Raw genomic sequence first — 25,024 nt, forward strand, 5'->3', positions numbered from 1 at the left:
TGGTTTTATTTAACGGATTTTAGGTCTAAATTTGTAACCTTTGACTCGTCAAAAATCATTTTAAAAACTCAATATGGCTTGGTTTAAAAGAACTGACAAAGGGATCAAAACCTCCACTGCAGAGAAGAAAGATGCACCGGATGGATTGTGGTTCAAAACGCCTAATGGCAACATCATCCATACGCGAGAGCTGAAAAACAATGCTTTTGTTTGCCCTGATGATGATTTTCATGTGAAAATCGGATCAAAAGAGTACTTCGAAATCCTTTTTGATAACAATACTTTCACGGAGCTTGATAAGGATATGAAGTCTGGAGATCCGTTGAAATTTACTGATACCAAACCTTATACTTCCAGAATCAAGGCTACCATCGAAAAGACGGAATTGAATGATGCCGTTAGATCTGCCTATGGAAAAATGAATGGGTTAGATATCGTTGTAGCTTGTATGGATTTCAATTTCATTGGTGGATCTATGGGGTCTGTTGTTGGTGAAAAGATTGCAAGAGCTATTGATCACTCACTGAAAAACAAGATGCCTTTCTTGATGATCTCCAAATCTGGAGGAGCAAGAATGATGGAAGCAGGTTTTTCCTTGATGCAAATGGCAAAAACTTCTGCGAAGTTGGCGCTTTTGGGTGAAGCTGGAATTCCTTACATCTCATTATTGACCGATCCTACCACAGGCGGGGTTACGGCTTCTTACGCAATGCTAGGAGATTTCAACATTGCTGAACCGGAGGCTTTGATTGGTTTTGCCGGTCCTCGAGTAATTCGCGAAACAATAGGGAAGGACTTGCCAAAAGGTTTCCAAAGTTCTGAGTTCGTTTTGGAACACGGATTTTTGGATTTTATCATCGATAGAAGGCAATTAAAAAACAGGTTGACAGTATTGTTGAACCTCTTGAACAATTAATCACAAGTTTTAAATAATTCTAAAGATCAAAGAAGGCAAATTTGAGAAGCTTTTTAGCCTGTTTTATTGATTAATAGATATATTTGTGCACCCAAAAAGGGAATCAATCCATAAGAAAAGTTAAACCAAAATTTCATGGGTTCTGTAATTATTACGTCCATTGTAGCATTTACTGTTATTATTTTGCTACTGGTATTTATTCTTTTGTTTGCCCAGTCTAAGCTGGTCAATTCAGGAGATGTGAAAATCGTTATCAACGGAGACGAAAGCAATCCAATTGTCACTGCGGCTGGCACTAGCTTACTTTCTACTCTAGGTAACCAAAAAATCTTCCTTCCCTCTGCTTGTGGTGGAGGCGGTACTTGCGCAATGTGTAAGTGCGTTGTGGAAGACGGTGGTGGAGAAGTTCTACCTACCGAAGTTGGTCACCTGAGTAGAGCTGAGCAGCAAGGTCATGTGAGATTGGCTTGTCAGGTGAAGGTAAAGCAGGATATGAAAATCCGTGTGCCAGATGAAATCTTCGGTATCAAGAAGTGGGATTGCGAAGTTATTTCTAACTACAACGTCTCTACTTTTATTAAAGAATTCAAAGTAAAACTCCCTGAAGGAGAGACCTTGAACTTTGAGGCAGGTGGATACATCCAGATTGATGTTCCAGCTATCACGGTAAACTTCAAGAAGATGGATATAACTCCACATCCTGAATTGGGTCACCCTGCAGATGTTTATCAAAGTGATTGGGATAAATTTGGTTTGTGGGATCTTGTCATGAAAAATGATGAGGAGCTTTTCAGAGCTTATTCCATGGCTAACCACCCTGCAGAAGGTAATATTGTAATGTTGACGATTCGTATCGCAACTCCACCATGGGACAGAGCAAATAACAAATGGATGGATGTAAATCCAGGAGTATGTTCTTCTTATGTATTCTCAAGAAAGCCGGGTGATAAAGTGACTATTTCTGGTCCTTATGGTGAATTCCATATCAACCCAACTGAAAGAGAAATGATCTATATCGGTGGTGGTGCTGGCATGGCTCCTTTAAGAGCTCAGATTTTCCACCTTTTCCATACTGAAAAGACTCATAGAAAAGTATCTTACTGGTATGGTGGTAGATCTAAAAAGGAATTGTTCTACGTTCCTCATTTCAGAGCCATTGAAGATGATTTCCCTAATTTCAGCTTCAATATTGGTCTTTCTGAGCCACTTCCTGAAGATAATTGGAAGATCAAAAAGTCTTTGGAAGACAAAGAAGGTGATGGTTATGTAGGATTTATTCACCAAGTATTGTATGACAATTACTTGAAGAATCATCCTGAGCCAGATGAGGTAGAATTCTACCTGTGTGGTCCTCCATTGATGAATGCAGCTGTTTTGAAAATGCTCGAAGATTTGGGTATTCCAGACGAAAACATCAGATTTGACGACTTCGGTGGTTAATCAAAAAATACAAATCCCGCTTCGGCGGGATTTTTTTTGTCCAATTTTTTTGATCTAGCTAGTAGATTCAATTTGAGTTCTTTAAGAATTTGGCTTAATTCTTGGCTCTTTTTTGATTATTTTTACCCTAGATCGTACCCTTATGAATATTCAGTCTTTTTTCGAACCAGTACCCGAGTTTCTTTGGCAAAAGAAGTATCCAGACAATTCATTCTTTAAGCAAATCCATTGGTATGGAGAAGAATTTCCCGATTTAAAAGGGATTCAGATTGCTTTGGTTGGGTTAAAAGAAGCAAGAGGAATCAAGAAGTCTGAAAGTGTAGAAAGAGCTTCTTTAGAAATCAGAGAAAAACTTTATGATTTAAAAAGAGGGGTAGGACCCTATCGCGTTGCTGACTTGGGGGACTTGATTCCCGGGGATACCTTGGAAGAAACTTATGAGCGTATCCAGAGAGTAGGAGAAGCTTTGATGAAGCAGCAAATTTTGCCCATTTACATAGGAGGGACTCATGATCTAGATTATGGCCAATACTTGTCTTATCAAAAGATGAAGAAGTTGGTCAGCCTACTTACTATTGACGCTAAGTTGGATATGGAGGAAGATGGTCCTCTTTCTGATCAACATACCCAGGAGATTATTCTTCATCAGCCTAATTTCTTGTTTTCCTATTCACATTTGGCCTATCAAAGCTTTCTTGTGGATCCTAACTTGATCAATGTGATTGAAAAATTGTATTTTGATCATATGCGACTGGGAGTTGTGAGAAAGGAATTCAAAGAAATAGAACCCTTGATTAGAAATGCAGACTTTCTAAGTTTTGATTTGTGTGCAATTCAATCTTCTGATGCTCCGGGAGCGATAGATCCTCAACCATTTGGATTGACTGCTGAAGAAGCCTGCCAAATTTGTTGGTTTGCAGGAATGAATGAAAAATTGAGCTCCATCGGTATTTATGGATATGATCCCTATTTTGATGATGCTTCCAACAAAACTGCGAAAGTGACAGCAGTGATGATTTGGTATTTTATTGAAGGGTTTTATTCTAGAAAGGATAGTCTTTCCTTCAAGAGTAGTGATTACATTAAATACAATGTCTCTTTGGATACTCAACCAAACACCTTGGTGTTTTATAAAAGTAAAAGGAGCGGGAAGTGGTGGATGGAAATTCCACATAATGAAACAGAAAAATTTGATCGGGTAAGTACTGTTCCATGCAGTTACTCAGACTACCAAGTCGCTCAAAAAGGAGAGATTCCTGAGAGATGGATCAATGCCCAGATCAAATTGCTTTAATGAAAGAGATTACACGCCAACAGCTTGCTCTTCGAAATGGGCAAGATAAACCCGAAGTTTGGATCGCATACAAGGGGATCATCTATGAGGTGACTCAATCCAGATTATGGAAAACAGGCAAACATTACGAACATTGGGCGGGTCAAGACCTGACCGAGGAACTGAAAGATGCTCCTCATACAGAAAAAGTATTTGAAAAATTTTCGCCCATAGGACGATTGATTTAGTATGATTTTAATTGCAGATAGCGGATCGAGTAAAACGGACTGGAGAGTCATTCATCAAGATGGAAAGATTTCTCAGCATAGAGGAGTAGGGTTCAATCCTTATTACCAAACATCTGAGGAAATGGCGATTCAAATGCGTCACGACTTTTTAGTAAATATTGAAAGTGAAATCTCAGAGATTTATTATTACGGAGCCGGTTGCTCTTCCCCTGAAAGAAAATTTGAGGTTGAACAAGCACTGAGAACCATTTTCTCCAAAGCTGAGATAACAGTAGATCATGATTTGGCCGCCGCGGCTCATGCGACATGTGGGCATCAAGCTGGAATAGCCTGTATTTTAGGAACTGGATCTAATAGTTGTGATTATGATGGAAAAAACATCATAGACTCAAGACCAGCTCCTGGTTATATTTTGGGAGATGAAGGTGGTGGAGGATATGTTGGTAGAAAGTTCCTTCGAGATTTTATCAATGATGATTTGCCTTCTGAAATCAAGGATGAGCTGATTGATAAATTCCACCTAACTGCCAATACCATTCAAGAACATGTTTATAGAAAGCCATTTCCAAATCGGTATATGGCAAGTTTCTGCAGGTTCATTACAGAGCGTAAGTCGAACCCATATTGTTACAACCTCTTTTATGACTCTTTTCAAGATTTCTTTGATACGCATGTTTGTAGATATCAAAACCACCTTGAAAAACCAGTCAATTTTGTTGGTTCCATTGCTTACTATAATTCCGATATTCTTCGAAAAGCCGCGATTGATCGCGGTTTGAATGTTAATATTATTATTGAGAGCCCTATTGCAGGGTTGACACTATACCATCAAGAAAAGTTATAGATCAAATATTCCAAAATGGAATGGACTGTCTATTTGTGAATCACTTTGCCTAATACAACAAATAAAAATCTCATGAAAGTAACAGAGAGTACCTCTCATTATGATAATCTAGACGAAATGAGCGTCCAGGATCTATTGGAAAATATAAATAAAGAGGATCATCGTGTACCTGAAGCTGTGAAGTTGGTCATTCCTACTATCTCTAGCCTTGTTGAAGAGATTGTGCCCAGAATGGAGCTTGGTGGGAGATTGATTTATATTGGTGCAGGTACCTCTGGGAGATTGGGGATTTTGGATGCATCAGAGTGCCCCCCAACTTATGGAGTTCCACATGACTGGGTATTGGGTTTGATTGCAGGAGGAGATTCTGCGATCCGAAAAGCTGTCGAAAATGCTGAAGATGATCCAACACAAGCTTGGGTTGATATTCAAGAATATGGATTCAATTCCAATGACACTATCATTGGAATTGCAGCCTCTGGGACTACCCCCTATGTGATTGGAGGTGTCAAAAAAGCAAAATTAGAGGGCTTGCTGACTGGATGTATTACTTGTAATCCTGATTCTCCCTTAAGTAAAGAGGTAGAACATGCAATAGAGGTGGTAGTAGGTCCTGAATTTGTAACAGGAAGTACTAGAATGAAAGCTGGAACAGCCCAGAAATTGGTTTTAAATATGATCTCAACCACTGTCATGATTAAGTTGGGACGTGTGAAAGGGAATAAGATGGTCGATATGCAACTTTCAAATGCCAAGCTGGTAGATAGAGGAACTAGGATGATCATGGAAGCTACAGGACTTGATGAAGAGACAGCTAAGAAGTTTTTACTTTCAGAAGGTTCGGTAAGAAAGGCTACGGAATATTATTATAAAAACAAGTAATTTTTGAATGGACTGAATATAAATTCATAGAATCCCCGTATCTTTGCAGCCCAATTAAGCGATTGACTTCCAATTGTTTATTTTAACTAACTAAATACAGCAGTGATGCTGCATACTTATGAAAAAGCACAATTCCAAAAGGCCATTTTTCAACAATGATTCTCAGGGGTCTGATGATTCCAAGAAATTCGAAAAAGGTAAATTTTCTAAATCCAAAGATTCAGGAAAGAGTTCATTTGGAGAGAAAAAGGACTGGAAAAAAAGTGGTCCTTCTAATAAATTTGAAAAGGAGAATCGATTCGAGAAAAAGACCTCTCGATTTCAGGATGATTCTAAAAAGCCTTTCAATAAATCATTTGATGGGAAGAAAAAGTTCTTTTCGCCTAAAAATGAGGAATCTGAAGAGTCCAAAGGATTTGAAAGAGGTAGAAAATCTTTCGGAAAAGGGAAAGGTGATTCATTTTCTTCCAATTCTGGAGGAGACAAGAAGAGAACTTATTTAGGTAGAGGAAAGGATCAAAAGCCTATCTATGGCGATAAAGAAGTAAAATCATTCTCAAAAGGTCCGGCTAAGAGAGGTTTTGGAAAGAATCGACCAGTAAGAATGGATCAGGATCAGGATAGACCTGATTACAATTTTGATGCACTTCCATCCAAGAAAGTAAAAGGAGCTGAGGATTCAGACTTGATTCGATTGAATAAATACATCGCCAATTCAGGTATTTGTAGCAGAAGAGAAGCTGATGATTTGATCGCGCAAGGCTTGGTGACTGTCAACAATGAAGTGATCACAGAGCTTGGCTACAAAGTGAAAAAGGCCGATAGAGTGGTTTATCAAGGAAAGAGAATCAATCCAGAGAAGCCAGTTTATGTTCTTTTGAACAAGCCAAAGGATTTTATCACTACTACCAATGACCCAATGGAAAGAAAGACGGTTATGAAATTGGTTGAAAATGCTTGTGAAGAAAGGATTTTTCCAGTGGGTAGATTGGATAGAAACACAACTGGTTTGCTTCTATTTACAAATGATGGTGAATTGGCAGCAAAGCTTTCACATCCATCCAATGAGATCAGAAAAATCTATCAGGTAACATTGGATAAGCCATTGACCAAAAAAGATGAAGAGGCGATTTTGGAAGGGTTGACTTTGGAAGATGGTCCCGCAAACGTCGATGACATGCAGGTTCTTTCTAAAGACAGAACGATCCTTGGTCTAGAAATCCATATCGGTAGAAACCGAATCGTAAGAAGGATTTTTGCTCATTTAGGCTATGAAGTGACAGCATTGGATAGGGTGATGTTTGCAGGATTAGATAAAAAGGATTTGAAACGTGGTAATTTCCGATTCCTTTCTGAAAAGGAAGTGATCAAATTGAAATTCTTCGTTTAATATATAAAAGCTCCCAAATCGGGAGCTTTTTTTATTCCAATACCTCAACCACCGGAAATTCTGTAATCCTCAAAGTACTACAGCCATATGGGATCAAAGTCAATAGCTGGTTTTGATTTTCCCATTCCGACATTGGGATATTTTTTCTCAAATTATCAGGAAGGAGAGGGGCTCCATTTACAGTTCTCCATTCAGAAACCTGAATTCCTCTCACCTTAATTTCTAAAGGAGCATTTTCAAGATTCCAGGGATATGAGCCATCCCATTTGTTTTCTATAATCTCGATTGAGTTGTTGATATTGATTAATTCAGATTGGGAAAGTGCAAAGTTCCAAGGACTAATTGCTTCATGTTCAATAAAAGGTCTGAATCTATCCATTCGATCCTTTGTTGAAGATTTAGATTCGATTTTTAGACTATAAACCAAAGGGCCTTTTTCGATAGCTGCCATACCTTTGTACCATGTCGATATTTCTGCTTTACTAGGTAAAGCTAGAGTAATTTGATCTCCATTATTCCAAGTTTGATTGAGGATTGTAATTCCGTTTTTCACTTCAAAGTCAACCATTTCTCCATTGATTGTAATTGTTGGAGAGATAGCCCAAGCTGGAATTCTCAGATGAAATGGAAATTCAGAAGACTCAGAAAGCCCCATCTCAAATGAAACTTGGTCTCTAAAAGGATAGCCAGTCGTTTCCTTTAAAGTCAGTTCTACATTTTCTCCAACCTTTAAAGTCGCTGAACTTGGAGCATATTGGAAAGCAGCTACACCACGATCATGAGTAGCATAAAATAGGTTTTGGACAAACTTTGGCCAACTTTGATGCATGTTTGTGGTACAACATGGATAACCAGATAGTGTCCCAAATACGAAATCAGTTCCTCCGTGATGTTCAGTTTCATAGGAAGTATCCATACTATCAGAAAGTGAAACTTGATTCGCCGCCTGAAAATATTGACGGGAACTGTAATCGTCTGAGGCTTGTGTAGGCAAAGCGTTGTAAACAATCTTCTCTAAGAGATCAGCAAATTCCATATCTCCTGATATTTTGATCAAGCTTTCCAATGAAAACATTTCTTCAGAAATGGAGCAAAATTCTATTCCTTGAGTAGGAGCATTTCCATGTAGGGGCTCATCACCTCCATACATGCCTTGAGCTTGGCCATGATGCTTTTTCAAAGTTGCCAAGGCAGTTTTTATGGATTCGATGGCTGATGGATCTCCACTTTTTTGATAGTAAATACCTGGCTGTTTTAATCCTTGAGCAATATTGACAGTGTGAAGTCCTGGGATCTGAGTAAGAGTAAGGTTTTGGATTTCTTCCGAATCAAAAGGATAGCCTTTCACCTGATTATAATGCCAGATGTTTTCAAATACACGGTCATTTTCGGGGTTGTTATATATGGTTTGCCAAGGAAAAGTTTGTTCCTGTATGATTTCACCCAATTCAATCAATTTTGGATCTCCCGTAATATTATAGAGCCAATAGACCACCTGTAAATTGTCTCCAGCTCGACGATTTGCCCAAAAGGACAAATGATCCATCGGCATAGAAGGCAATTCCTCTAATTGAAAATGGAAGTATTTGGTTAATGCTGAGATTACTCTTTCGTCCTGTGTTGCTTGATAATATTGCTGGAGAACTTTCAACATGACCATTTTAGGCCACCAGTCTTTTCTTGGACCTTTCTGTATACCGGCTTCAGATTCTGGATCAGTTTCAAAAGGTATAGGACCGATGTATCCAGATTCTGCTTGATTGTCCAAGGTCCAATTCACCCACTTTAGGGCTTTTTCTTTTAGTTTTTCGTCGTCAAGAATATAGGCCAAAGGTAAAAGTCCATCTATCCAGTAGGGGCCTCTTTCCCATCCATCTCCATCACCACCAAGCCAGCCATTTCTTTCACCTACTACTTCTGGATAGATTTCATCTAAATGCCCTGTCATCCCATTGGCCATTCTCAGAAGTTGGTCTTCTAGCCAGTCTTCTGGTTTGATACTTCCAATGGGTAGTTCCAAATAAGCTTCTTGAATCAAAGGAGCTTGATTAGATAGATAAAGTGGTTTTACCTTTTCATTTGGAGAAGAGCAGGCAAAAAAAACTAGAAGGAAAAATAGTGATGGGAATCGATTTCTCATGGTGGGGATCTTTGGAATCAACAAAATAGGAAATCAATTTTTTGGAAAGCTACCTTTCAGAGAAAATTCAAATAAAGCCTTTTAGTGATTTAGAAAGGTCTCTTTTGGTAATAATTCCGCCTTTTCTCCAAAGAATTTTCCCTCTTTTAAAAAGCATATAGTGGGGGATAGAACGAATACCAAATTGCTGAGCCAACTGAGGGTGCTTGTCTACGTTCACCTTGAGTAATTTGACTTTTCCATCCAATTCATTCATCACCTCAGAAATTACCGGATCCATGCTATGACATGGGCCACACCAGTCTGCGTAAAAATCAACAAATATTGCCTCTTGGCTTTTGCTGATGACTTCTTTTATGGATTTCTTAGCCATGGTATAAAAATAAAAAAACCGGTCTTTGGAACCGGTTTTCAAAGAAATTATATTTCTAATTACTGTCCTCCTGTTGGAGCAGTTGGCATTTGAAGGCCTAGTTTAGCCAATACCAATTCAGTGAATTTGTCTTCTTCTTTAGTGTAAAGCAAGATTGGAGCTTGTCCAGCAGTCTCAGCAAATACGTGAGTATAGTTGTTTTCAGCAGCTACAGCATTGATTGCGTTGATCACTTTGTTTTGTACTGGCTCTAGCAACTCACCCAATTTTCTCTGATAAGAGATTTGAGCATCTTGCTCATATTTTTGAAGGTCGCTTTGAAGCTTTGTTAATTCTTGCTCTTTAGCAGCTCTAGCTTCCTCAGTCATAGTCTGGGCTGCTTGCTGATAAGATTGAACTTGTCTTTGGAAATCAGCTCCTTTGGTTTGGATATTAGTTTGAAGCTGAGTCTGGTAATCTTGCAAATCAGCACCGATTTGCTCCATCTCAGGCATCAAGTCCATGATAAATTCTACATTGGTATAACCAATTTTTAGCTCCTGCGCTTGGGCGACAAATCCTACGCAAAACAACGCGATTGCGGAAAGGATAACTTTAACTTTCATCATTATTGAGTTTGTATTTTAATTGTTGTCTTCTATTCCTAATTCATCCAGGACAAATTCAGAATAATCATGTCTTGGATCAGTATAAATAATCCCCGAAGGTACTGAGGCCTTGTCAAATAACATGGCCAAGTTGTTTTTACGGGAAACCCGCTCTATAGCATCATAAATTTTCGACTGCAGGGGCTGTAATAGTTCTGCTTGCTTCTGGAAATATTGACCTTCAATTCCAAATATCCGGCTATTGAATTCTCTGGAAGCCTGTTCCTTTTTATTGATGTCCTGCAACCTACTTTGATACATTTCCTCAGTCAAAAGGACTTCTTCCGCTTTGAGCTGAGTGTACATATCTTTGATCTCTTTATCCAAACTTTGTGCCTCTTTCTTCCAGGCGTCACTTAGATTTTCGAGTTCCTGTTGCACAATTTTGTAATCAGGATGCTTATTCAAAATATACTCAGAATCGATATATCCGAATTTTTGTGCTGTCAGCGTACCTGAAATCAGCATAAAGAGGAACAAAAGTACAATTTTTGGCGAGTTATTCATGTCTTTATCAAATTGATGGTTACCTCTTAAACGAGAAAGCCTCTTTTAAAATTTTGACATAAATTAACCATTCCCCTGCCAATTTCAAGTTTATCTCAACTGCTGACCAATTGTGAAGTGGAATTGAGCACCACTTCTCTGAGTACTTCCAGGAATTGCGTCGAAACCATATCCCCAGTCAACACCTAGCAAACCAAATGCAGGCATAAAGATTCTGGCACCAACTCCAGCTGATTTTTTCAAATCATAAGGGTTGAAGTCTTTGTAAGATCCCCAGTTATTACCCGCCTCAGCAAATGTTAGCAAGAAGATAGTAGCAGATGGGTTAGGAGATACCAAGAATCTCAATTCCATTACATACTTGTTGTAAACAATACCACCATAAGGATCTGGATCTGCTGTACCTCTAGTATCTCTACCAGGAGTGATTGATTGGTTTTCATATCCTCTCAAGCCAATGATTTCCTGACCCAAGGCAAAGTTGTTGAAGGTCATACCATCACCACCCATTACAAATCTTTCCAATGGAATCATTCCAATTTTGTTACCATAAGATCCCAAGAAGCCCATGTGAGCTCTTGCACTCGCTACAAATTTGTTTGAACCAAATAGAGGGGTGTAAATGGAGGCATCAAACATCCACTTATGATATTCTAGCCACTTGAACTTCTCTTCATCTGAAGATTCAGAATCCAAGTTCTTGTTCAAAGAAGCATAAGGTGGAGTGAATGAAGTCGAAAGGATAATATTAGATCCGAACCTTGGGAAGGTAGGGTTATCTACGTTACTTCTTGAGATAGTATTGTTTACAGTAATACTATTGGATCTACCAGTTGGGTAGCTCAAACCAAAGGATGTACCAAATTGATCAAATTCATATATCTGGAACTGCAAGGAGTTGGAGACATAGAAATAGTCATCAGGCCAAGTAACCCTTCTAGATAAACCTACGGTCGCACCTGTGATTTTGAAGAAGCCAAGCTCATTTCCAAAGTTATTGGCATTGTAGAAGTCAACTTGTCTTTGAACAGAGTGGTTAAAGCTAAAGCTCAATGCATTTGGTTTCTTGCCACCAAACCAAGGCTCAGTTAATGATACTGAGTAGTTTTGGAAGGATCTACCATTGGCCTGAACTCTCAAGGAAAGCTTTTGTCCATCTCCAACCGGAAGTGGATCCCACTTGTCGAAGTTTCCAATGTTTTTAATTGAGAAGTTGTTGAATACCAAGCCAACTGTACCTACGAAGCCATAGAAACCACCCCAACCACCAGACAATTCAATCTGGTCATTTGGTCTTTCTTCCAATTCGAATGTAATATCAACTGTCGCTGCTTCGAAGTTTGGTCTTAAGTCAGGATTGATAGTTTCTGGATCAAAATAACCCAACTGGGAAAGTTCTCGAATCGTTCTTACCAATAAGGCTCTGTTGAACTTTTGACCTGGAAGAATTCGGATTTCCCTCATTACAACGTGGTCGGAAGTTCTCTCATTACCTGTGATACTTACAGAGTTTACAGTTACCTGAGGCCCTTCAAAAATCCTCATTTCCATATCAATGGAATCTCCTACCACATTGACTTCTACCGGGTCGATGTTGAAGAATAGATATCCATTATCCTGATAAAGAGAAGAAACGTCATCCCCTTTGGCTGGGTCATAATTGAGACGCTTATCCAATTTTTCTTTATCATAAACATCTCCTTTTTGAATACCTAGCTTAGCAGCAAGGACTTCATCTGGGTGAATGAAATTTCCAGAAAATTCAATATTTCTATAATAGTATTTTTCCCCCTCCTCAATGTCAATGTCTATATTGATTTCATCATCATCGTAGTTGTAAACAGAGTCAGCTAAAATTTTAGCATCTCTAAACCCTTTACTTTGATAGAAATTGATGACATTATCTTTATCGTTTCTATACTCTTTAGGAATGTATTTAGATCCGGCAAAGAAGTTTAATTTGAAATTCTTATTGATGTATTTTTGAACATCCTCTTTGGAAGCAGAATCGGTATGGGTGAGGGTATTTGCAATGTCTGATGCAGATGCATCCGTCAATCTTGAATAAACATCCTTAAACACGCTGACACGAGCATGTTCTTTGGTCTTTTTAAGTTTCTTTTTGACTCTTGAATCTGCAATTTCTTCATTTCCTAAGATCCTAATTTCATTGATTTTCACCTTGGATTTAGTATCCACGTCAAATCTCAATTTCACAGAATTTGGAAGGGTTGTGTCTCTTTCCTGTGCTACCTTGACCTCTGTATTCAGAAAGCCTTTATCGATGAAGTACTTTTGGATATTTCGTTGAGAAGAATTCAATACATCTTCTCTCACTACTCGTCCTCGAATATTTACTTTGTCTTTCAATTCACCTTCCTGAGTTTTGTTTACACCAGTAAACTCAACTCTGGAAAATCTAGGACGCTCAGTCAAATCCAATAAGAGTGAAATGTCTTCACCTTCTACCTTTGTGACCAAAATTTTCACATCACCGATGATACCTTGGTTCCAAAGCTTTTTCAATGCTCCAGAAATAGCATCACCTGGCACCTCAATGCGATCGTCTACTTTTAGTCCAGAAAGTGAAAGGATGGCAGTTTCATCCAAGGTGGTCAGTCCCACCGCTTTGATTTCAGCGATTCTATAGGTCTGTGGTTTGGAATAATTCAATTCCATGATATCCACAGGTTTGGACGTATAGCGACTTTGTCCCAGACGTATCTGAGCCATTGCTGAACTTGCCCACACCAGACAAAACAGAATCAGTAAACTTCTTTTCATCAATTACTTAAGATTTAACTTGCTCACCGGTTTTACCAAATCTTCTTTCCCTTTTTTGAAAATCCAAAATGGCTGCAATCAGGTGCTCTCTTCTAAAATCCGGCCATAGTACTGGTGTAAAATACAATTCAGTATAGGCCGATTGCCATAGCAGGAAATTGCTTATCCGATATTCTCCACTAGTCCTGATCATCAGTTCAGGGTCGGGGATTCCAGCGGTTTCTAAATGGTCGGCAATCACATCTTGAGTGATTTCTTCCAATTTCAATTTCCCTTCAGAGACTTTTTGAGCAATGCGTTTGGTCGCTTGGGTGATTTCCCACTTACCACTATAGCTAAGTGCTAGAATAACAGTAAGTCCGGTATTGACGGAGGTTGTTTTTTTTGCCTCCATCAGTTTGTTGTATGCAGAACTAGGTAGACTGTCAATATCTCCAATACTATCCAGTTGGATATTATTTTTCATCATCATTGGAACCTCATCGGTAATGGTTTTTACCAATAGTTCCATGAGTCCATTGACTTCTTCTTGAGGTCTAGACCAATTTTCTGTGGAGAATGAGAACAGCGTAAGGTAATCAACACCTAAATTTTCAGCTCCTTCGATTGAATCTTTAACTGCCTGAATGGCATGTCTATGACCGAAGATCCTCATGGCGCCTTTTTTCTTGGCCCATCGGCCATTGCCGTCCATGATAATTGCGATATGTCTGGGGATCCGATCTGGGTTGAGTACTTCCTTCATTACTTAGGGTTTCCGAATACCTTACATTTTTGGAGGTACAAAAATGCTATTTCTTTTCCAATAATTAAGCCTATGGCTCAATTAATTAATAGGCGTAGCATTTCGTGGTTGCAAATGTGTAGCTAATCGTCACACCCAAAAAGTAATACCAGTCTTTATCGTAGGGATTGCCGTAGTTTATCCCCCAGGCCTGATCAGGATTACTAGAGTCTGAAAACCTCGGGATAGGGGGAGTATTGCTGTCAATTTTATCTATATAATCTGTAAATGTAGCCCTTATTCCAGCTTCTAATGCCAAAGTCCAACGGTCATTTAGTCTATATTTTACACCTCCTCCAAATGGAATAACAACTGATCCTAGATTGTATCTTTCAGAAACTTGATACGCATAAGTATTTCCTTTGAGAAAGAAATGAGTGTATCCAATTCCAAAAAATGCATAGGGAGACCAGAAGAATTCGGAATCATTTCTGAGAAAATCCAAGAAATTGAATTCCATCACTGCTGATCCTTCAATTATTCCACCTCTAAATCTGGCATCTCTTCTTTGAGCTGCTAAATCATAGGGTTTTACACTGTCTGTTGCTCTCAATGTTCCGGCTGTTATACCGACCCGAAGCGTCCATACATTGTCAAAATTTCTCTTGCCAAACAACGTGCCGTGAAGACCTAAATGGTCCAGATCAATTTTTCTAAGGATATCACCTGTATAGGCAGTAGTCCCTAAACCTCCTCCAATCTCATAAATCTGTGCTTTGGATTCTGCAATGAAAAAAAGCAGGAAAGCAAAGATTCCGACAATGGTTTTGGTATGCTGAAAATTGACCTTTTTCAAGACGATGCAAGTTATGAAGTGTCTAACGTTTAAAAAACGGAGACTAGTATTTACGCGGTTAATATTTGTTAAGCTCAAAAGGCCCAAAAAAGGCGATTTAAGCATTAATTTCTCATATCGAAACCCCAATTTAGTTTATACCTGAGAGTATCAAAAAAATTGTAGGTAGGTAGTTTTACTAATCGAGCATGAAAGTTCTCTTTTTTGACCATTAATTTCAAGTCAGACGAAATTGAAGTTGACCTGGAGTCCAATGATATCAGGAATTTTTCAGCTCTGCCCTCAATTTCAAAAGTAATCTCGCTTTCATCAGAAACGATAATAGGCCTTACATTTAAATTATGTGGACTTACTGGAGTTATCACCAAATTTTTTGCCTCAGGAGAGATCAATGGGCCTCCGCAACTCAAAGAATATCCTGTTGACCCAGTTGGTGTGGCCACAATCAATCCATCTGCCCAATAGCTATTGAGGTATTTTCCATCGATATAAGTATGAACCGTAATCATGGATGAGGTGTCTCTTTTGTGGATTGTGAACTCATTCAATCCAAAATTGATCCCATTGAAGAGTCTTCTATTACAATTTAAGGAGACTAAGGTTCGCTTCTCAATTTGGTAATTGTTATCACTCAAATGAGCAACGGCCTCGTGAATCATGTCAGTGGCTACTGTTGCTAAAAAGCCTAATCTGCCGGTATTTAATCCTAAAATAGGAGTCTCCAATTCTCCTACTTGACAAACTGAATCCAATAAGGTTCCGTCTCCCCCGATGGAAATCAGAAAATCCATTTGACTCATATCATCAGTTCCGTCGAGGAGCCAATAGCTTAGTCCGATATTTCCATGCATTCTGAGCTGCCTGTCAAACTGCTCGGTGACAAATACATCGAAATTGTGATTATGTAGGGCGGTAAATAGTGTCCTGACGTCTTCTAGAAATTCTATTTTCAGAGTCAAGCCATGCAAAGCGACTTTCATTCCTTAAATATCTAAAAATCTCAGCAAGTTACCGATTCGGTCCTCTTCACTGCTGATTCCAGTTTCTTCTTGATAGTGGTCTAAAATTTTATATCCAAAGCGCTCAAAAGTAGCTTTGATATGTCGAGGTTCTGGCTGGTCTAGTTTTAAGGTCAGTTTGATTTTGGCATCATCCAGAGGATCACTTGTCATGAAAGAACTCAGGATTTTAGTGTTTTCAGATTCCACTATTCGGGCGATTTCTGCCAAAGAATAATCCGTCATGTTCATAGATAAAATCATAACTGATCCCTGTGACTGAATTGAAAGACTATCTGCAAAAGCGGCGATCGCATCCTCCATCGTCACAACTCCCATATAGGTCAATTCTCTGTCGACAACGGCTACAATATTGGAATCAAACTCAGAGCTAGCCTTTAAGACATCATATATATGCTTGTCACTAAAAACCCAGCAATCTGTCTGATCAGGCTCGATTTCACCAATCGATTTCTCTGGATCATTGATCTCATAGATCATTTCCTCACTCAGCAGTCCCAAAAATTTCCCCTGATCCACCACAGGTAATCTATCTGTGCGGATTTCTTCCATCCAGGCCAATGCCATTTTGGTTTTGTCCGTCAGTTTTAGAGGTGGAATAAGGTTATTGATAAATTCGAAGGCCTGCATTGAAGAAAGATAGGGAATGATTTAGATTTTTAAAACGTCAAACAGCCCTTTCTTGTTCCTATTCTTATAATGTATTCTGATTTTGAAGCAATTAATGGATGAAATAGAATTGCTAATGCATATTTCGGGTTAAAAGAAATAGTTGAATAAAATCCCGGAGAATATCCCTCCAATAATAATCCAAGGAGAAGCAATTTTGGTAAACTGAAGAAGACTGTAGGTTCCCAAAATCATAAAAATATTGAGCAGATTCGCTTCCAATGGTTCAAATAATAGATATGCTGCAGCGATCAACATACCGCAAGAAACAGCATTTATTCCTTCTAGTGCAGCCCTAACTGGCCGGTATTTTTTCAGCTGATCCCAAAAGCGAATTACAAAGAAGATCATGAAAATGCCGGGGAGAAAAATCCCAGCAGCGGCAATCAATCCGCCAGTTAAGAAACCCATCAATCCAAACTCCTTCATTGAAAAAGCACCAACATAGGAAGAAAATGAAAAGGTAGGTCCGGGAACTCCTTGAGAAATGGCGTACCCTGTTAGGAACTCTTCAGAGTTTAGAAAATGCTTAAAGTCTACAAATTCAGTATATAAATAAGGGACTAAGACTTGACCTCCTCCAAAAATCAAACTTCCATTTCTATAGAAGTTTTCAAAAAGGATGACAGGTTGGTATTTGGTGGAAGCACCGAGAATCGCGGCAAATGCTAATACTCCTCCCCATAGATAAAAGTTGGACCATTGTATTACCAGTGGCTGATCCTTTTCCAGTTTGGGTTGCTTTTTATATTTGATCGAGGTACTAAGCCCACCAATAATCAGCAGAATTGGAAATACATAAGGAGAGCTGTAGAAGAAGGATACAAAAGTTGAAATCAATACCAAAACCATTGCTTCGGTGGTCTGGATCATTTTTGAAATGGTCTTTTGAGCAGCATAAATGATAAACCCGATTGCCATAGGTTGGATAAACTTGGCAAAATTCAGTGCTCCTGGGGTGTTTTCTTCCAAAAAGTAAATGACCGCAGCTGCGGCTGTCATGATCAATGTGGCCGGTATGATCCAAACCAATAAGGCTAGGTAAGCCAAATTTGGACCGCCAACTCTAAAGCCAATTGCAGATACCAACTGGGTTGAGGAGGGTCCTGGAAGCATATTGCAGAGTGCATTGAGTTCCCAAAGTTCTTCTTCAGTGATATAATTTCTGGCCTTGACCATTCGGTCCAAAAGCATGGCTAAAAAAGCCTGTGGACCTCCAAATGCAGTCAAAGAAAGGGTCAGAATGTCCCTTAGAAACAGGTAGTATCTGACCCTTTTTACTGACATTATTTGCGAAGTCCTAGTTCGCGAAGTCTTTCTTCCAAAAACTCGCCTGCAGTAGCATCTTCAAATTGCTTAGGATGTTCATTGTCGATGCAGCTTTCCAAACAAGTCAAATCCATCTCTGATCTTGGATGCATAAAGAATGGAATGGAATAACGACTTGTATTCATCAATTCACGAGGTGGATTTACCACTCTGTGGATGGTGGATTTCAATTTTTTGTTGGTCAATCGCTCCAACATATCTCCTACATTCACCACCAATTGATCAGGGAGGGCAGTGATCGGAATCCATTTTCCATCTTTTCTCAATACCTGCAAGCCATCTGCACTTGCTCCCATCAATAGGGTAATTAAGTTGATATCTCCATGCTCCGCGGCACGTACTGCATCTTCAGGGACTTCTTCTGGATTGGTGATAGGGAAGTAATGGATCTGTCTCAAAATGGAATTTCCGTAAGCGACTTTGTCCTCAAAGTAGTCTTCTGGCAATTCTAAATTCAAAGCGATAGCTTGAAGCATGGCTTTTCCGGCTTTTTCCAAAGTCTGATAAGCTTCTACAGCATCTTTTTCAAATTCTGGGATTTCCGATGGCCAAACATTGGCAGGATATTCGGACTTAATAGTGTCAGTTTCCGGTATAAATCCCAACTCTTGTCCAACGTGGTAAAATTCTTTTAAATCACCGGTATTTCTACCCTTGGCATGCTCCTTCCCTTTCCCAGTATAGCCTCTTTGATAGCCAATTTCTGGCTTCTCATATTTTGCTTTTGTCTCATCATCCAATGCGAAGAATGACTTGATAGAAGCATAAAGTCTATCTTGTAAATCTTGTGTCAAACCATGGTTTTTGATTGCTACAAAACCGATGTTTTGATAAGCTTCGCCTAACTTTTTGACAAATTGGGCCTTTTGGGTTGGAGTTCCCGCCGTGAAATCAGCCAAGTCTAGGCTTGGTATCTCATCAAATAGAATGTCCATGATTATTTCTGTTAGCTATGAATCCGAAATTTTGTCTAAAAATAATACCTTTAGTTTCAAAACCCCGCACTATGAAAAAAAACCTGATATGGACCATAGCTCTTCTTCTCATGATTGGAGCCTGTAGTGAGGAGCGTAAAAAGATCAATGAGAGCGTGGTGGATTTGCCTGGAGATTCCCTGGCTATAAACCCTGAAAAACCTAAGGTTAGCTTTTATCAATATGAAGATGTTGATTCCTATCCAGATGCGATTTTGGAATTGTATACTCCACTTGGAAATCAGATTTTTCGTCCGGGAAAGGTTCCTTTTGAATTTAACATCAAGAACTATCCTTTTGAAGAGGAAGCTTCAGATCGATTTTTATTGTTCAATATTTTAAATGGGGGCGACCCAGCAGGCTTCAGAACTCCAATTTTCCAAAGAGAATTGGAAGAAGGAAGTTATAGAGTTGTTGCTTATTTGGTGGATGAGGAAGGTTTAGCCTTAAAGAATTTTGGAAATTATGTGGATCGCGACTTTCAGGTAGGGGAGTCCAGACCATTCCCTTATTCGGCAGAACCTTATTTGGCTGTCAATTTCCCTAGAAACAATCAAATCGTAGATGAAGAGCATGAGTTGATTGTTGACTTTTTGGTAGTTGGGGGAGATATGAAATTGGACGGATTGAAAGTTCATATTGAAGTGGGAGATTATTCCTACGAAATAGATCATATGGCACCTGTGAGGGTAGCAAATCTTCCAGCAGGAAACTATCAAGCCCATATCAAATTGCTTAGAAGTAATGGGGAAGAATTAGAAGGGCCATTCTCTTCTGTTTCGAAGTCCATCATTGTAAGATAAGTCCCTATCTTTGCAGCTTTCTAAAGTGTAATTATTCTCATGCTATTAGTAAATCAAATCCGAGAGAACTTCGAGACCGTATTAGCAGGTCTTCAAAAGCGAAATTTCCCAAATGCTGAATCTATCCTTCAGGAAGTGATCCAGCTAGATGATCAGCGTAAATCGTCCCAAACTCAAAGGGACCAGATTCAGGCTGAATCCAATTCGATTTCGAAGCAGATCGGAATGTTGATGAAGGAAGGAAAGAGAGAAGAAGCTGAGCAAGCAAAAGCTAGAACAGCTGAAATCAAATCTCAAATCAAGGAGCTAGATGAACAAAATTCTCAGGCTGAAGAGTCTTTGAAGGCTTTGTTGTATACAATTCCAAACGTTCCTCACTCTTCTGTTCCAGTTGGAAAAGCTGCGGAGGATAATGAAGTGGTTTTGGAACATGGAACTATTCCTACTCTTTCTGAGGATAAATTGCCGCATTGGGAATTAATCAAGAAATACGACATCATTGATTTCGACCTAGGTGTAAAAATCACCGGAGCTGGATTTCCAGTTTATAAAGGTAAAGGAGCCAGACTTCAGAGAGCCTTGATCAATTTCTTCTTGGATGAGGCGATTGCTGCCGGCTATTATGAGGTTCAGCCCCCAATCTTGGTCAATGAAGACTCAGGGTATGGAACTGGACAGTTGCCAGATAAAGAAGGGCAAATGTATCATGCCACTGCTGACAATTTGTATTTGATTCCAACTGCAGAGGTTCCGATCACCAATCTTTACAGGGATGTAATTCTTTCAGAAGAGGATTTACCTGTTAAGAATGTGGGCCATACCCCTTGCTTCAGAAGAGAAGCGGGATCTTGGGGTGCACATGTGAGAGGTTTGAATAGATTGCATCAGTTTGATAAAGTAGAAATCGTTCAGATTACCCATCCTGATAAATCTTATGAGGTGTTGGAAGAAATGAGTCAGCACGTTCAAGGGCTTTTGAAAAAGCTAGAGCTTCCTTACCGAGTATTGAGATTGTGTGGAGGAGACATGGGCTTTACATCTGCCTTGACTTTTGATATGGAAGTATTCTCTGCTGCTCAGGAAAGATGGTTGGAAGTGAGTTCTGTTTCTAATTTTGAAACTTATCAATCCAACCGATTGAAGTTGAGATTCAAAGGAGCAGATAAGAAAACTCAATTGGCACACTCACTGAATGGATCTGCTTTGGCTTTGCCAAGGATTGTTGCTGCGATATTGGAAAACAATCAGACTCCTGATGGAATCAATATGCCGAAAGTGCTTCACCCATATTTGGGCTTTGATAAAATTTAAGTCTAAAGAATCAAGATACAAGGATCAATATCCATGACGCTTTATTTACCCTTCAAGAGTTTCAAACTCTTGAAGGGTTTTTTCTGCCTACAGTGGCAGATTTCTGAAAATGTTTGATATCAGAGGTAGTTTAATGTTCGTGATGCCACCAACATGGGCGTAGATTAGCCCTGCAAGAGCTCAGGACTTTTGAAGGGTTCTTTTTTATCTGCCTACTGCTTCGGCCAAACACACCATTTCTGATAGCTTTTTCAAATGATCAATAGAATCTTTCAATCATTATTTTTTTCTTCTGCACGCAATGGTTTGCGGGTAATTTAAAAAATCAATAAATCTTTAATTTTGAAATTTAATTTTTCAAATAGGTAATGAATGAATTTTTATTCTGAATATTCTTCTTTTGAAAGTAGGATTCGATAGCTTCTACTTTTTTAAAATCCTATTTCCTGAGCTAGCTTTGTTCTATCAAATTTTAATAAAAACAACGAAACATGGCATTAGTCGGAAAAAAAGCTCCAGCGTTTTCTGTAGGAGCAGTAATCAATGGAGAAGAGATCGTAGAAAACTTCAACTTGGAGCAATTCCTAGGTAAGAAGAACGTCATCCTTTTCTTCTATCCAAAGGATTTTACTTTTGTTTGCCCAACTGAGCTTCACGCTTTCCAATCTAAATTGGCTGAGTTCGAAAAGAGAGATACCGTAGTTTTGGGTTGCTCTACTGATACTGAAGAGACTCACCTTGCTTGGTTGATGACTCCAAAAAATGAAGGTGGAATCGAAGGTGTGACTTATACTATCTTGGCAGATGCTGCTAAAACTATCTCTTTGAACTATGGTGTTTTGGCTGGTGAATATTCTTTCGACGCTGAAACTCGTCTTTGGTCTTTCGCTGGTGCTCCTATCGCATTCAGAGGTACTTTCTTGATCGACAAAGAAGGAATCGTACGTCATGAGTCTATCAACGATCTTCCATTGGGAAGAAACATCGACGAATATTTGAGAATTCTAGATGCACAACTTCACGTAGAGAAGTTTGGCGAAGTATGTCCTGCAAACTGGGAGGAAGGAAAAGAAGCCATGCAAGCTACCAACGAAGGTGTTGCTAACTACCTATCCAATAATTAATTAGAAAAATGATTGAACTAACTGAAGATACTCTACAGGAGCTAGTGGATTCAAACGATCAAGTGATCGTTCAATTCTCTGCTGGCTGGTGTGGCAACTGCCGCATTATGAAGCCTAAGTTTAGAAGACTGGCAGGTGAAAACGCAGACAAAGTTTTTGTTATCGTGGACGCTGAAAAATTCCCTCAGTCTAGAAAATTGGCTCAGGTAAACAACTTGCCAACTTTCGCTTCTTTCAAAGGAGGTCAGTTGGTCAACCAAATTCAAACGAACAAAGAGGACCAATTAAAAGCTTTGATCAATGAAGTTGCCAGTAATTAAGACCATTCAAAAAACCTGTACTCCTGAGCAGATCGAGACAGCACTAGAGGTATTGGAAAATATCTCTGAGGCTCCATCTTTGAAGGAACCAGAAATCGACGTGATTGGAGAATTGATCTCCAACCTATGTGGTGCTTTGGAGGTTCACGAATTAGTAGCTGGAGGCATGACTGAAAAGGATGCCGGAAATACTTTCATGAAAAAAGTGTTGGGCTCTATCGATAGATAATAGATATACAATTTGGGTCTAATGTTAATTGAGAAAAGGAACTCCAATCGGGGTTCCTTTTTTGTTATTCCTTTAGAATAGCGAATACCCAATTATAAAATTAAAGGATTGATATTGGGATGACCAATTATTATATGTCCCTAAAACATCCCGATTGGTATGGGCTCTTAGTTCAAAGTTGAGTTTGTCTAAATACTTAAAGCCGGCTCCCATTGCAAAGTTTCCAGCGCTGTGTGTCTCCAATGGTGTAGGTTGTGCTCCATCGAATCTTTCAAATTCTATTAAGGACCCTGAACCAAATTCAATCACATAAGAGAGATTTATAAAAAGTTTTGACCTCTCATTAAGAAGAAAATAATGCCTGAACCCAATGGGTAACTCGATTGAAGTGTACTCAATAGAAACAAGATAGTCCTCATTAGTATTGACCGTTGTGATATTTTCTTCGGATTTATAATACCGGTATGTAGGCTCCACTATCACACCCCATCTGTTCTTGTCATGAGGTAGGATAAATTCTGCTTCTAAACCCAATCTAAAATCCATGGATTCCCCAAAGTCAATTTCACCATAAGAAGATTGGGAGTTTTCAATTTTCAAACTGTTAAAGCTGATGCCAGGTCTTACTGAAAGATGAAATAAATTGGATTCGCGTTTTTTAAAAGTTTCATATTGAGAGTTTGAGCATTGGTTATATTCAATAAAATATTTTCCAAGGCCACTTTGGGTGTATTCCAATTCCATAGGTGAATTTATGGACACACAAGAAAGGTCGAATGTCAATTGATTTCTAAATTGATTGTTTTCTCCGACGCGTTCATTGACTTTGTATTTCTTATAGATCAATTGTTTTGGATCGGCTCCGGATATTGAATAGAAATACCTTTTTACTACTTGGTTTTCATAAGAATAAAGAGTTGCCTTTCCTTCTACCAATACATTTAAAAACACTTCTTTGGATTGGAAAGAAGGGTTCATGTCCTTAGACATTGCATTTAAACTTGAGCTTGATTCATCTAATTCAACTGTTGCTTTGATATATTTTAATAAACCATTAATCCCAAATTCTTTAACAGATTCCAGATTTCCGATTTTAATTTCTTGAGATGAAGGGAGTTTGTATTCGAATTGGGTTGGATTCTTCTTCCAATCCAAATTTTTTATCTCACACTCAATTCGGTGATCTGATTCATTGATTAGATATCCTTTTTCAAATGCTATTTGAGAAAAGGATTTACTGTAAAAACAGAGTAAAAATGAAAGGATTAGTAATTTTCTCATTAGGGATTTTTAATATAAAATTTATGCTTAAAAAGCAGAGTTGCTTACTCCAAAATTTCACCAACATGTTTCTCAATATTCTGGGAGATTTTGTCCATCGGTAGATCATTGGCATCAAAGCCAAAAGGCTCTTCGATTTCCTCTGCAATCAATTCCAAACTTGCCAACACATAAAAAATAAAGGCAACAATGGGAACAGCGTAATAACCCAAAGAAAAGGAATAGCCCCAAGGAAGTGTCAAAATATAGAGCATGATGAATTTTTTGATAAAAGCGCTGTAGCTATAGGGAATGGGCGTATTCAAAATTCTTTCACATGCCCCGCAGATATCGGTGAAACTGGAAACTTCTCCATTAAGAACAATCAGCTGATCTCCTGAGATTTTTCCTTCAGTATAAAGCAAGTTTACCCGGGCAAAAAGCTGCTTAGCTATCTGGTTAGGGATGTGTTTGTTGTAATCCATTGCAAACAGTTTCTTTTTTCCATCTTCTGAATCATCCAAGCTGTATTTTGTCTTTTGAGATTGAAGGTGGTCTTTAAGTGCAAAAGCATACATGGGAATCAATCTTTTGAAAAATGAGCGATTTTCAAGATCTTCTTCGGGGACCATAGCATCAATTTTCAGGGCAAAATTCCGACTGTTATTGACCAAACTTCCCCAAAGTTTGCGGCCTTCCCACCAGCGGTCATAAGCAGTATTGGTTCTAAAAACCAATAAAAGAGAAATCACAAAACTGAGCAAGCCATGCATGGCAGGTAGGTTTTTCAGCCAAGAATCTTCCGAAATATGAAGGACTTCCAATTCTAAAATGATTACTCCGACTGAATAGATAACCAAAAACAGAATCAAGGGAGCCAATCTAGAAACCGTATCTGACTTCCGGATCAGAAAGAGAAATTGCCAGAGATCTTTGGAATCGTAGGTTTTCATAAAAGAGGC

At 38.8% G+C, this 25,024-nt stretch carries 25 protein-coding genes; 12 read left to right on the forward strand and 13 right to left on the reverse strand.

Going from position 1 to position 25,024, the window contains the following annotated elements; all coding sequences use genetic code 11:
- Positions 1 to 73: 73 nt before the first annotated feature.
- From accD to BUF13_RS14280, 7 genes are all read left to right on the forward strand, one after another.
- Complete coding sequence (gene accD, locus BUF13_RS14250; RefSeq protein ID WP_073572504.1) at positions 74 to 916, forward strand: acetyl-CoA carboxylase, carboxyltransferase subunit beta; 843 nt, start codon at positions 74 to 76, stop codon at positions 914 to 916.
- A gap of 135 nt (positions 917 to 1,051) precedes the next feature.
- The gene (gene nqrF, locus BUF13_RS14255) at positions 1,052 to 2,356 is read left to right on the forward strand and encodes an NADH:ubiquinone reductase (Na(+)-transporting) subunit F (protein ID WP_073572505.1); all 1,305 of its coding nucleotides are present in this window, start codon (positions 1,052 to 1,054) and stop codon (positions 2,354 to 2,356) included.
- Between the two features lie 142 nt (positions 2,357 to 2,498).
- Positions 2,499 to 3,650 carry a formimidoylglutamase gene (locus BUF13_RS14260; protein ID WP_073572506.1) on the forward strand — a complete coding sequence of 384 codons (1,152 nt, stop codon included), beginning with the start codon at positions 2,499 to 2,501 and terminating at the stop codon, positions 3,648 to 3,650.
- Complete coding sequence (locus tag BUF13_RS14265; protein ID WP_073572507.1) at positions 3,650 to 3,877, forward strand: cytochrome b5 domain-containing protein; 228 nt, start codon at positions 3,650 to 3,652, stop codon at positions 3,875 to 3,877. The genes BUF13_RS14260 and BUF13_RS14265 overlap by 1 nt, the downstream gene beginning before the upstream one ends.
- A 1-nt stretch (position 3,878) precedes the next feature.
- Positions 3,879 to 4,721 carry an N-acetylglucosamine kinase gene (locus tag BUF13_RS14270; protein WP_073572508.1) on the forward strand — a complete coding sequence of 281 codons (843 nt, stop codon included), beginning with the start codon at positions 3,879 to 3,881 and terminating at the stop codon, positions 4,719 to 4,721.
- Positions 4,722 to 4,793: 72 nt separating this feature from the next.
- Positions 4,794 to 5,603 (forward strand): N-acetylmuramic acid 6-phosphate etherase, encoded by an 810-nt coding sequence (gene murQ / locus BUF13_RS14275; RefSeq protein WP_073572509.1) that lies wholly within the window; start codon positions 4,794 to 4,796, stop codon positions 5,601 to 5,603.
- Between the two features lie 118 nt (positions 5,604 to 5,721).
- Positions 5,722 to 6,993: a pseudouridine synthase gene (locus BUF13_RS14280; protein WP_073572510.1), complete on the forward strand. Its 1,272-nt coding sequence runs from the start codon at positions 5,722 to 5,724 to the stop codon at positions 6,991 to 6,993.
- A 31-nt stretch (positions 6,994 to 7,024) separates the two neighbouring features.
- On the opposite strand, the gene BUF13_RS14285 is transcribed toward BUF13_RS14280, so the two are convergent.
- The 11 genes from BUF13_RS14285 to BUF13_RS14335 all read right to left on the reverse strand — a co-directional run bounded on the left by BUF13_RS14285 (position 7,025) and on the right by BUF13_RS14335 (position 18,979).
- The gene (locus BUF13_RS14285) at positions 7,025 to 9,133 is read right to left on the reverse strand and encodes a beta-L-arabinofuranosidase domain-containing protein (protein WP_073572511.1); all 2,109 of its coding nucleotides are present in this window, start codon (positions 9,131 to 9,133) and stop codon (positions 7,025 to 7,027) included.
- 67 nt (positions 9,134 to 9,200) lie between these two features.
- A complete protein-coding gene (trxA, locus tag BUF13_RS14290; RefSeq protein WP_073572512.1) occupies positions 9,201 to 9,506 on the reverse strand; it encodes a thioredoxin in 306 nt (101 codons plus the stop codon).
- Positions 9,507 to 9,565: 59 nt separating this feature from the next.
- Positions 9,566 to 10,114, reverse strand: coding sequence for an OmpH/Skp family outer membrane protein (locus BUF13_RS14295; RefSeq protein WP_073572513.1), 549 nt, complete (start codon positions 10,112 to 10,114; stop codon positions 9,566 to 9,568).
- Positions 10,115 to 10,129: 15 nt separating this feature from the next.
- Positions 10,130 to 10,660 (reverse strand): OmpH/Skp family outer membrane protein, encoded by a 531-nt coding sequence (locus BUF13_RS14300; RefSeq protein ID WP_073572514.1) that lies wholly within the window; start codon positions 10,658 to 10,660, stop codon positions 10,130 to 10,132.
- Positions 10,661 to 10,750: 90 nt separating this feature from the next.
- Positions 10,751 to 13,444, reverse strand: a complete 2,694-nt coding sequence (locus BUF13_RS14305; protein ID WP_073572515.1) for a BamA/OMP85 family outer membrane protein — start codon at positions 13,442 to 13,444, stop codon at positions 10,751 to 10,753.
- A 7-nt stretch (positions 13,445 to 13,451) separates the two neighbouring features.
- A complete protein-coding gene (locus BUF13_RS14310; protein ID WP_073572516.1) occupies positions 13,452 to 14,189 on the reverse strand; it encodes an undecaprenyl pyrophosphate synthase in 738 nt (245 codons plus the stop codon).
- Positions 14,190 to 14,274: 85 nt separating this feature from the next.
- Positions 14,275 to 15,024: a type IX secretion system protein PorG gene (porG, locus tag BUF13_RS14315; protein ID WP_073572517.1), complete on the reverse strand. Its 750-nt coding sequence runs from the start codon at positions 15,022 to 15,024 to the stop codon at positions 14,275 to 14,277.
- A 104-nt stretch (positions 15,025 to 15,128) separates the two neighbouring features.
- Positions 15,129 to 16,004 (reverse strand): NAD kinase, encoded by an 876-nt coding sequence (locus BUF13_RS14320; protein WP_073572518.1) that lies wholly within the window; start codon positions 16,002 to 16,004, stop codon positions 15,129 to 15,131.
- Between the two features lie 3 nt (positions 16,005 to 16,007).
- Complete coding sequence (locus tag BUF13_RS14325; protein ID WP_073572519.1) at positions 16,008 to 16,673, reverse strand: CBS domain-containing protein; 666 nt, start codon at positions 16,671 to 16,673, stop codon at positions 16,008 to 16,010.
- Between the two features lie 129 nt (positions 16,674 to 16,802).
- On the reverse strand, positions 16,803 to 17,999 hold the full coding sequence (gene chrA / locus BUF13_RS14330; protein ID WP_073572520.1) for a chromate efflux transporter: 1,197 nt from the start codon (positions 17,997 to 17,999) through the stop codon (positions 16,803 to 16,805).
- The gene (locus BUF13_RS14335) at positions 17,999 to 18,979 is read right to left on the reverse strand and encodes an isopenicillin N synthase family dioxygenase (RefSeq protein ID WP_073572521.1); all 981 of its coding nucleotides are present in this window, start codon (positions 18,977 to 18,979) and stop codon (positions 17,999 to 18,001) included. Before BUF13_RS14335 ends, chrA begins: the two co-directional genes overlap by 1 nt.
- Positions 18,980 to 19,047: 68 nt before the next feature.
- Between BUF13_RS14335 and BUF13_RS14340 the strand changes: the two genes are divergently transcribed.
- The 5 genes from BUF13_RS14340 to BUF13_RS14360 all read left to right on the forward strand — a co-directional run bounded on the left by BUF13_RS14340 (position 19,048) and on the right by BUF13_RS14360 (position 22,802).
- Complete coding sequence (locus BUF13_RS14340; RefSeq protein WP_073572522.1) at positions 19,048 to 19,818, forward strand: hypothetical protein; 771 nt, start codon at positions 19,048 to 19,050, stop codon at positions 19,816 to 19,818.
- A 39-nt stretch (positions 19,819 to 19,857) separates the two neighbouring features.
- Positions 19,858 to 21,129: a serine--tRNA ligase gene (gene serS / locus BUF13_RS14345; RefSeq protein ID WP_073572523.1), complete on the forward strand. Its 1,272-nt coding sequence runs from the start codon at positions 19,858 to 19,860 to the stop codon at positions 21,127 to 21,129.
- A 491-nt stretch (positions 21,130 to 21,620) separates the two neighbouring features.
- Entirely contained in the window at positions 21,621 to 22,253 is a 633-nt protein-coding gene (locus BUF13_RS14350) for a peroxiredoxin (RefSeq protein ID WP_073572524.1), read from the forward strand.
- A gap of 8 nt (positions 22,254 to 22,261) precedes the next feature.
- Positions 22,262 to 22,573 (forward strand): thioredoxin family protein, encoded by a 312-nt coding sequence (locus BUF13_RS14355; RefSeq protein ID WP_073572525.1) that lies wholly within the window; start codon positions 22,262 to 22,264, stop codon positions 22,571 to 22,573.
- Positions 22,554 to 22,802 carry a DUF6952 family protein gene (locus BUF13_RS14360; RefSeq protein ID WP_073572526.1) on the forward strand — a complete coding sequence of 83 codons (249 nt, stop codon included), beginning with the start codon at positions 22,554 to 22,556 and terminating at the stop codon, positions 22,800 to 22,802. The genes BUF13_RS14355 and BUF13_RS14360 overlap by 20 nt, the downstream gene beginning before the upstream one ends.
- 72 nt (positions 22,803 to 22,874) lie before the next feature.
- Here the strand turns inward: BUF13_RS14360 and BUF13_RS14365 are convergent, their stop codons facing one another.
- Both BUF13_RS14365 and BUF13_RS14370 read right to left on the reverse strand, forming a co-directional pair.
- Positions 22,875 to 24,083: an outer membrane beta-barrel protein gene (locus BUF13_RS14365; RefSeq protein ID WP_073572527.1), complete on the reverse strand. Its 1,209-nt coding sequence runs from the start codon at positions 24,081 to 24,083 to the stop codon at positions 22,875 to 22,877.
- Between the two features lie 44 nt (positions 24,084 to 24,127).
- On the reverse strand, positions 24,128 to 25,015 hold the full coding sequence (locus BUF13_RS14370; RefSeq protein WP_073572528.1) for a bestrophin family protein: 888 nt from the start codon (positions 25,013 to 25,015) through the stop codon (positions 24,128 to 24,130).
- Positions 25,016 to 25,024 lie beyond the last annotated feature (9 nt).

The sequence above is a fragment of the Algoriphagus zhangzhouensis genome (genome assembly GCF_900148515.1).
Lineage (GTDB): Bacteria > Bacteroidota > Bacteroidia > Cytophagales > Cyclobacteriaceae > Algoriphagus > Algoriphagus zhangzhouensis.

What these genes read in the sequence shown, in the direction of transcription:
- BUF13_RS14270 (WP_073572508.1), top strand. Translation starts at nt 3,879, where the DNA reads ATGATTTTAATTGCAGATAGCGGATCGAGTAAAACGGACTGGAGAGTC.
- BUF13_RS14300 (WP_073572514.1), bottom strand. Translation starts at nt 10,660, where the DNA reads ATGAATAACTCGCCAAAAATTGTACTTTTGTTCCTCTTTATGCTGATT.
- BUF13_RS14280 (WP_073572510.1), top strand. Translation starts at nt 5,722, where the DNA reads ATGAAAAAGCACAATTCCAAAAGGCCATTTTTCAACAATGATTCTCAG.
- BUF13_RS14260 (WP_073572506.1), top strand. Translation starts at nt 2,499, where the DNA reads ATGAATATTCAGTCTTTTTTCGAACCAGTACCCGAGTTTCTTTGGCAA.
- BUF13_RS14295 (WP_073572513.1), bottom strand. Translation starts at nt 10,114, where the DNA reads ATGATGAAAGTTAAAGTTATCCTTTCCGCAATCGCGTTGTTTTGCGTA.
- BUF13_RS14370 (WP_073572528.1), bottom strand. Translation starts at nt 25,015, where the DNA reads ATGAAAACCTACGATTCCAAAGATCTCTGGCAATTTCTCTTTCTGATC.
- BUF13_RS14360 (WP_073572526.1), top strand. Translation starts at nt 22,554, where the DNA reads ATGAAGTTGCCAGTAATTAAGACCATTCAAAAAACCTGTACTCCTGAG.
- serS (WP_073572523.1), top strand. Translation starts at nt 19,858, where the DNA reads ATGCTATTAGTAAATCAAATCCGAGAGAACTTCGAGACCGTATTAGCA.
- BUF13_RS14320 (WP_073572518.1), bottom strand. Translation starts at nt 16,004, where the DNA reads ATGAAAGTCGCTTTGCATGGCTTGACTCTGAAAATAGAATTTCTAGAA.
- BUF13_RS14350 (WP_073572524.1), top strand. Translation starts at nt 21,621, where the DNA reads ATGGCATTAGTCGGAAAAAAAGCTCCAGCGTTTTCTGTAGGAGCAGTA.
- BUF13_RS14285 (WP_073572511.1), bottom strand. Translation starts at nt 9,133, where the DNA reads ATGAGAAATCGATTCCCATCACTATTTTTCCTTCTAGTTTTTTTTGCC.
- BUF13_RS14310 (WP_073572516.1), bottom strand. Translation starts at nt 14,189, where the DNA reads ATGAAGGAAGTACTCAACCCAGATCGGATCCCCAGACATATCGCAATT.
- BUF13_RS14355 (WP_073572525.1), top strand. Translation starts at nt 22,262, where the DNA reads ATGATTGAACTAACTGAAGATACTCTACAGGAGCTAGTGGATTCAAAC.
- trxA (WP_073572512.1), bottom strand. Translation starts at nt 9,506, where the DNA reads ATGGCTAAGAAATCCATAAAAGAAGTCATCAGCAAAAGCCAAGAGGCA.
- accD (WP_073572504.1), top strand. Translation starts at nt 74, where the DNA reads ATGGCTTGGTTTAAAAGAACTGACAAAGGGATCAAAACCTCCACTGCA.
- BUF13_RS14305 (WP_073572515.1), bottom strand. Translation starts at nt 13,444, where the DNA reads ATGAAAAGAAGTTTACTGATTCTGTTTTGTCTGGTGTGGGCAAGTTCA.
- murQ (WP_073572509.1), top strand. Translation starts at nt 4,794, where the DNA reads ATGAAAGTAACAGAGAGTACCTCTCATTATGATAATCTAGACGAAATG.
- BUF13_RS14365 (WP_073572527.1), bottom strand. Translation starts at nt 24,083, where the DNA reads ATGAGAAAATTACTAATCCTTTCATTTTTACTCTGTTTTTACAGTAAA.
- BUF13_RS14265 (WP_073572507.1), top strand. Translation starts at nt 3,650, where the DNA reads ATGAAAGAGATTACACGCCAACAGCTTGCTCTTCGAAATGGGCAAGAT.
- BUF13_RS14325 (WP_073572519.1), bottom strand. Translation starts at nt 16,673, where the DNA reads ATGCAGGCCTTCGAATTTATCAATAACCTTATTCCACCTCTAAAACTG.
- nqrF (WP_073572505.1), top strand. Translation starts at nt 1,052, where the DNA reads ATGGGTTCTGTAATTATTACGTCCATTGTAGCATTTACTGTTATTATT.
- BUF13_RS14340 (WP_073572522.1), top strand. Translation starts at nt 19,048, where the DNA reads ATGAAAAAAAACCTGATATGGACCATAGCTCTTCTTCTCATGATTGGA.
- chrA (WP_073572520.1), bottom strand. Translation starts at nt 17,999, where the DNA reads ATGTCAGTAAAAAGGGTCAGATACTACCTGTTTCTAAGGGACATTCTG.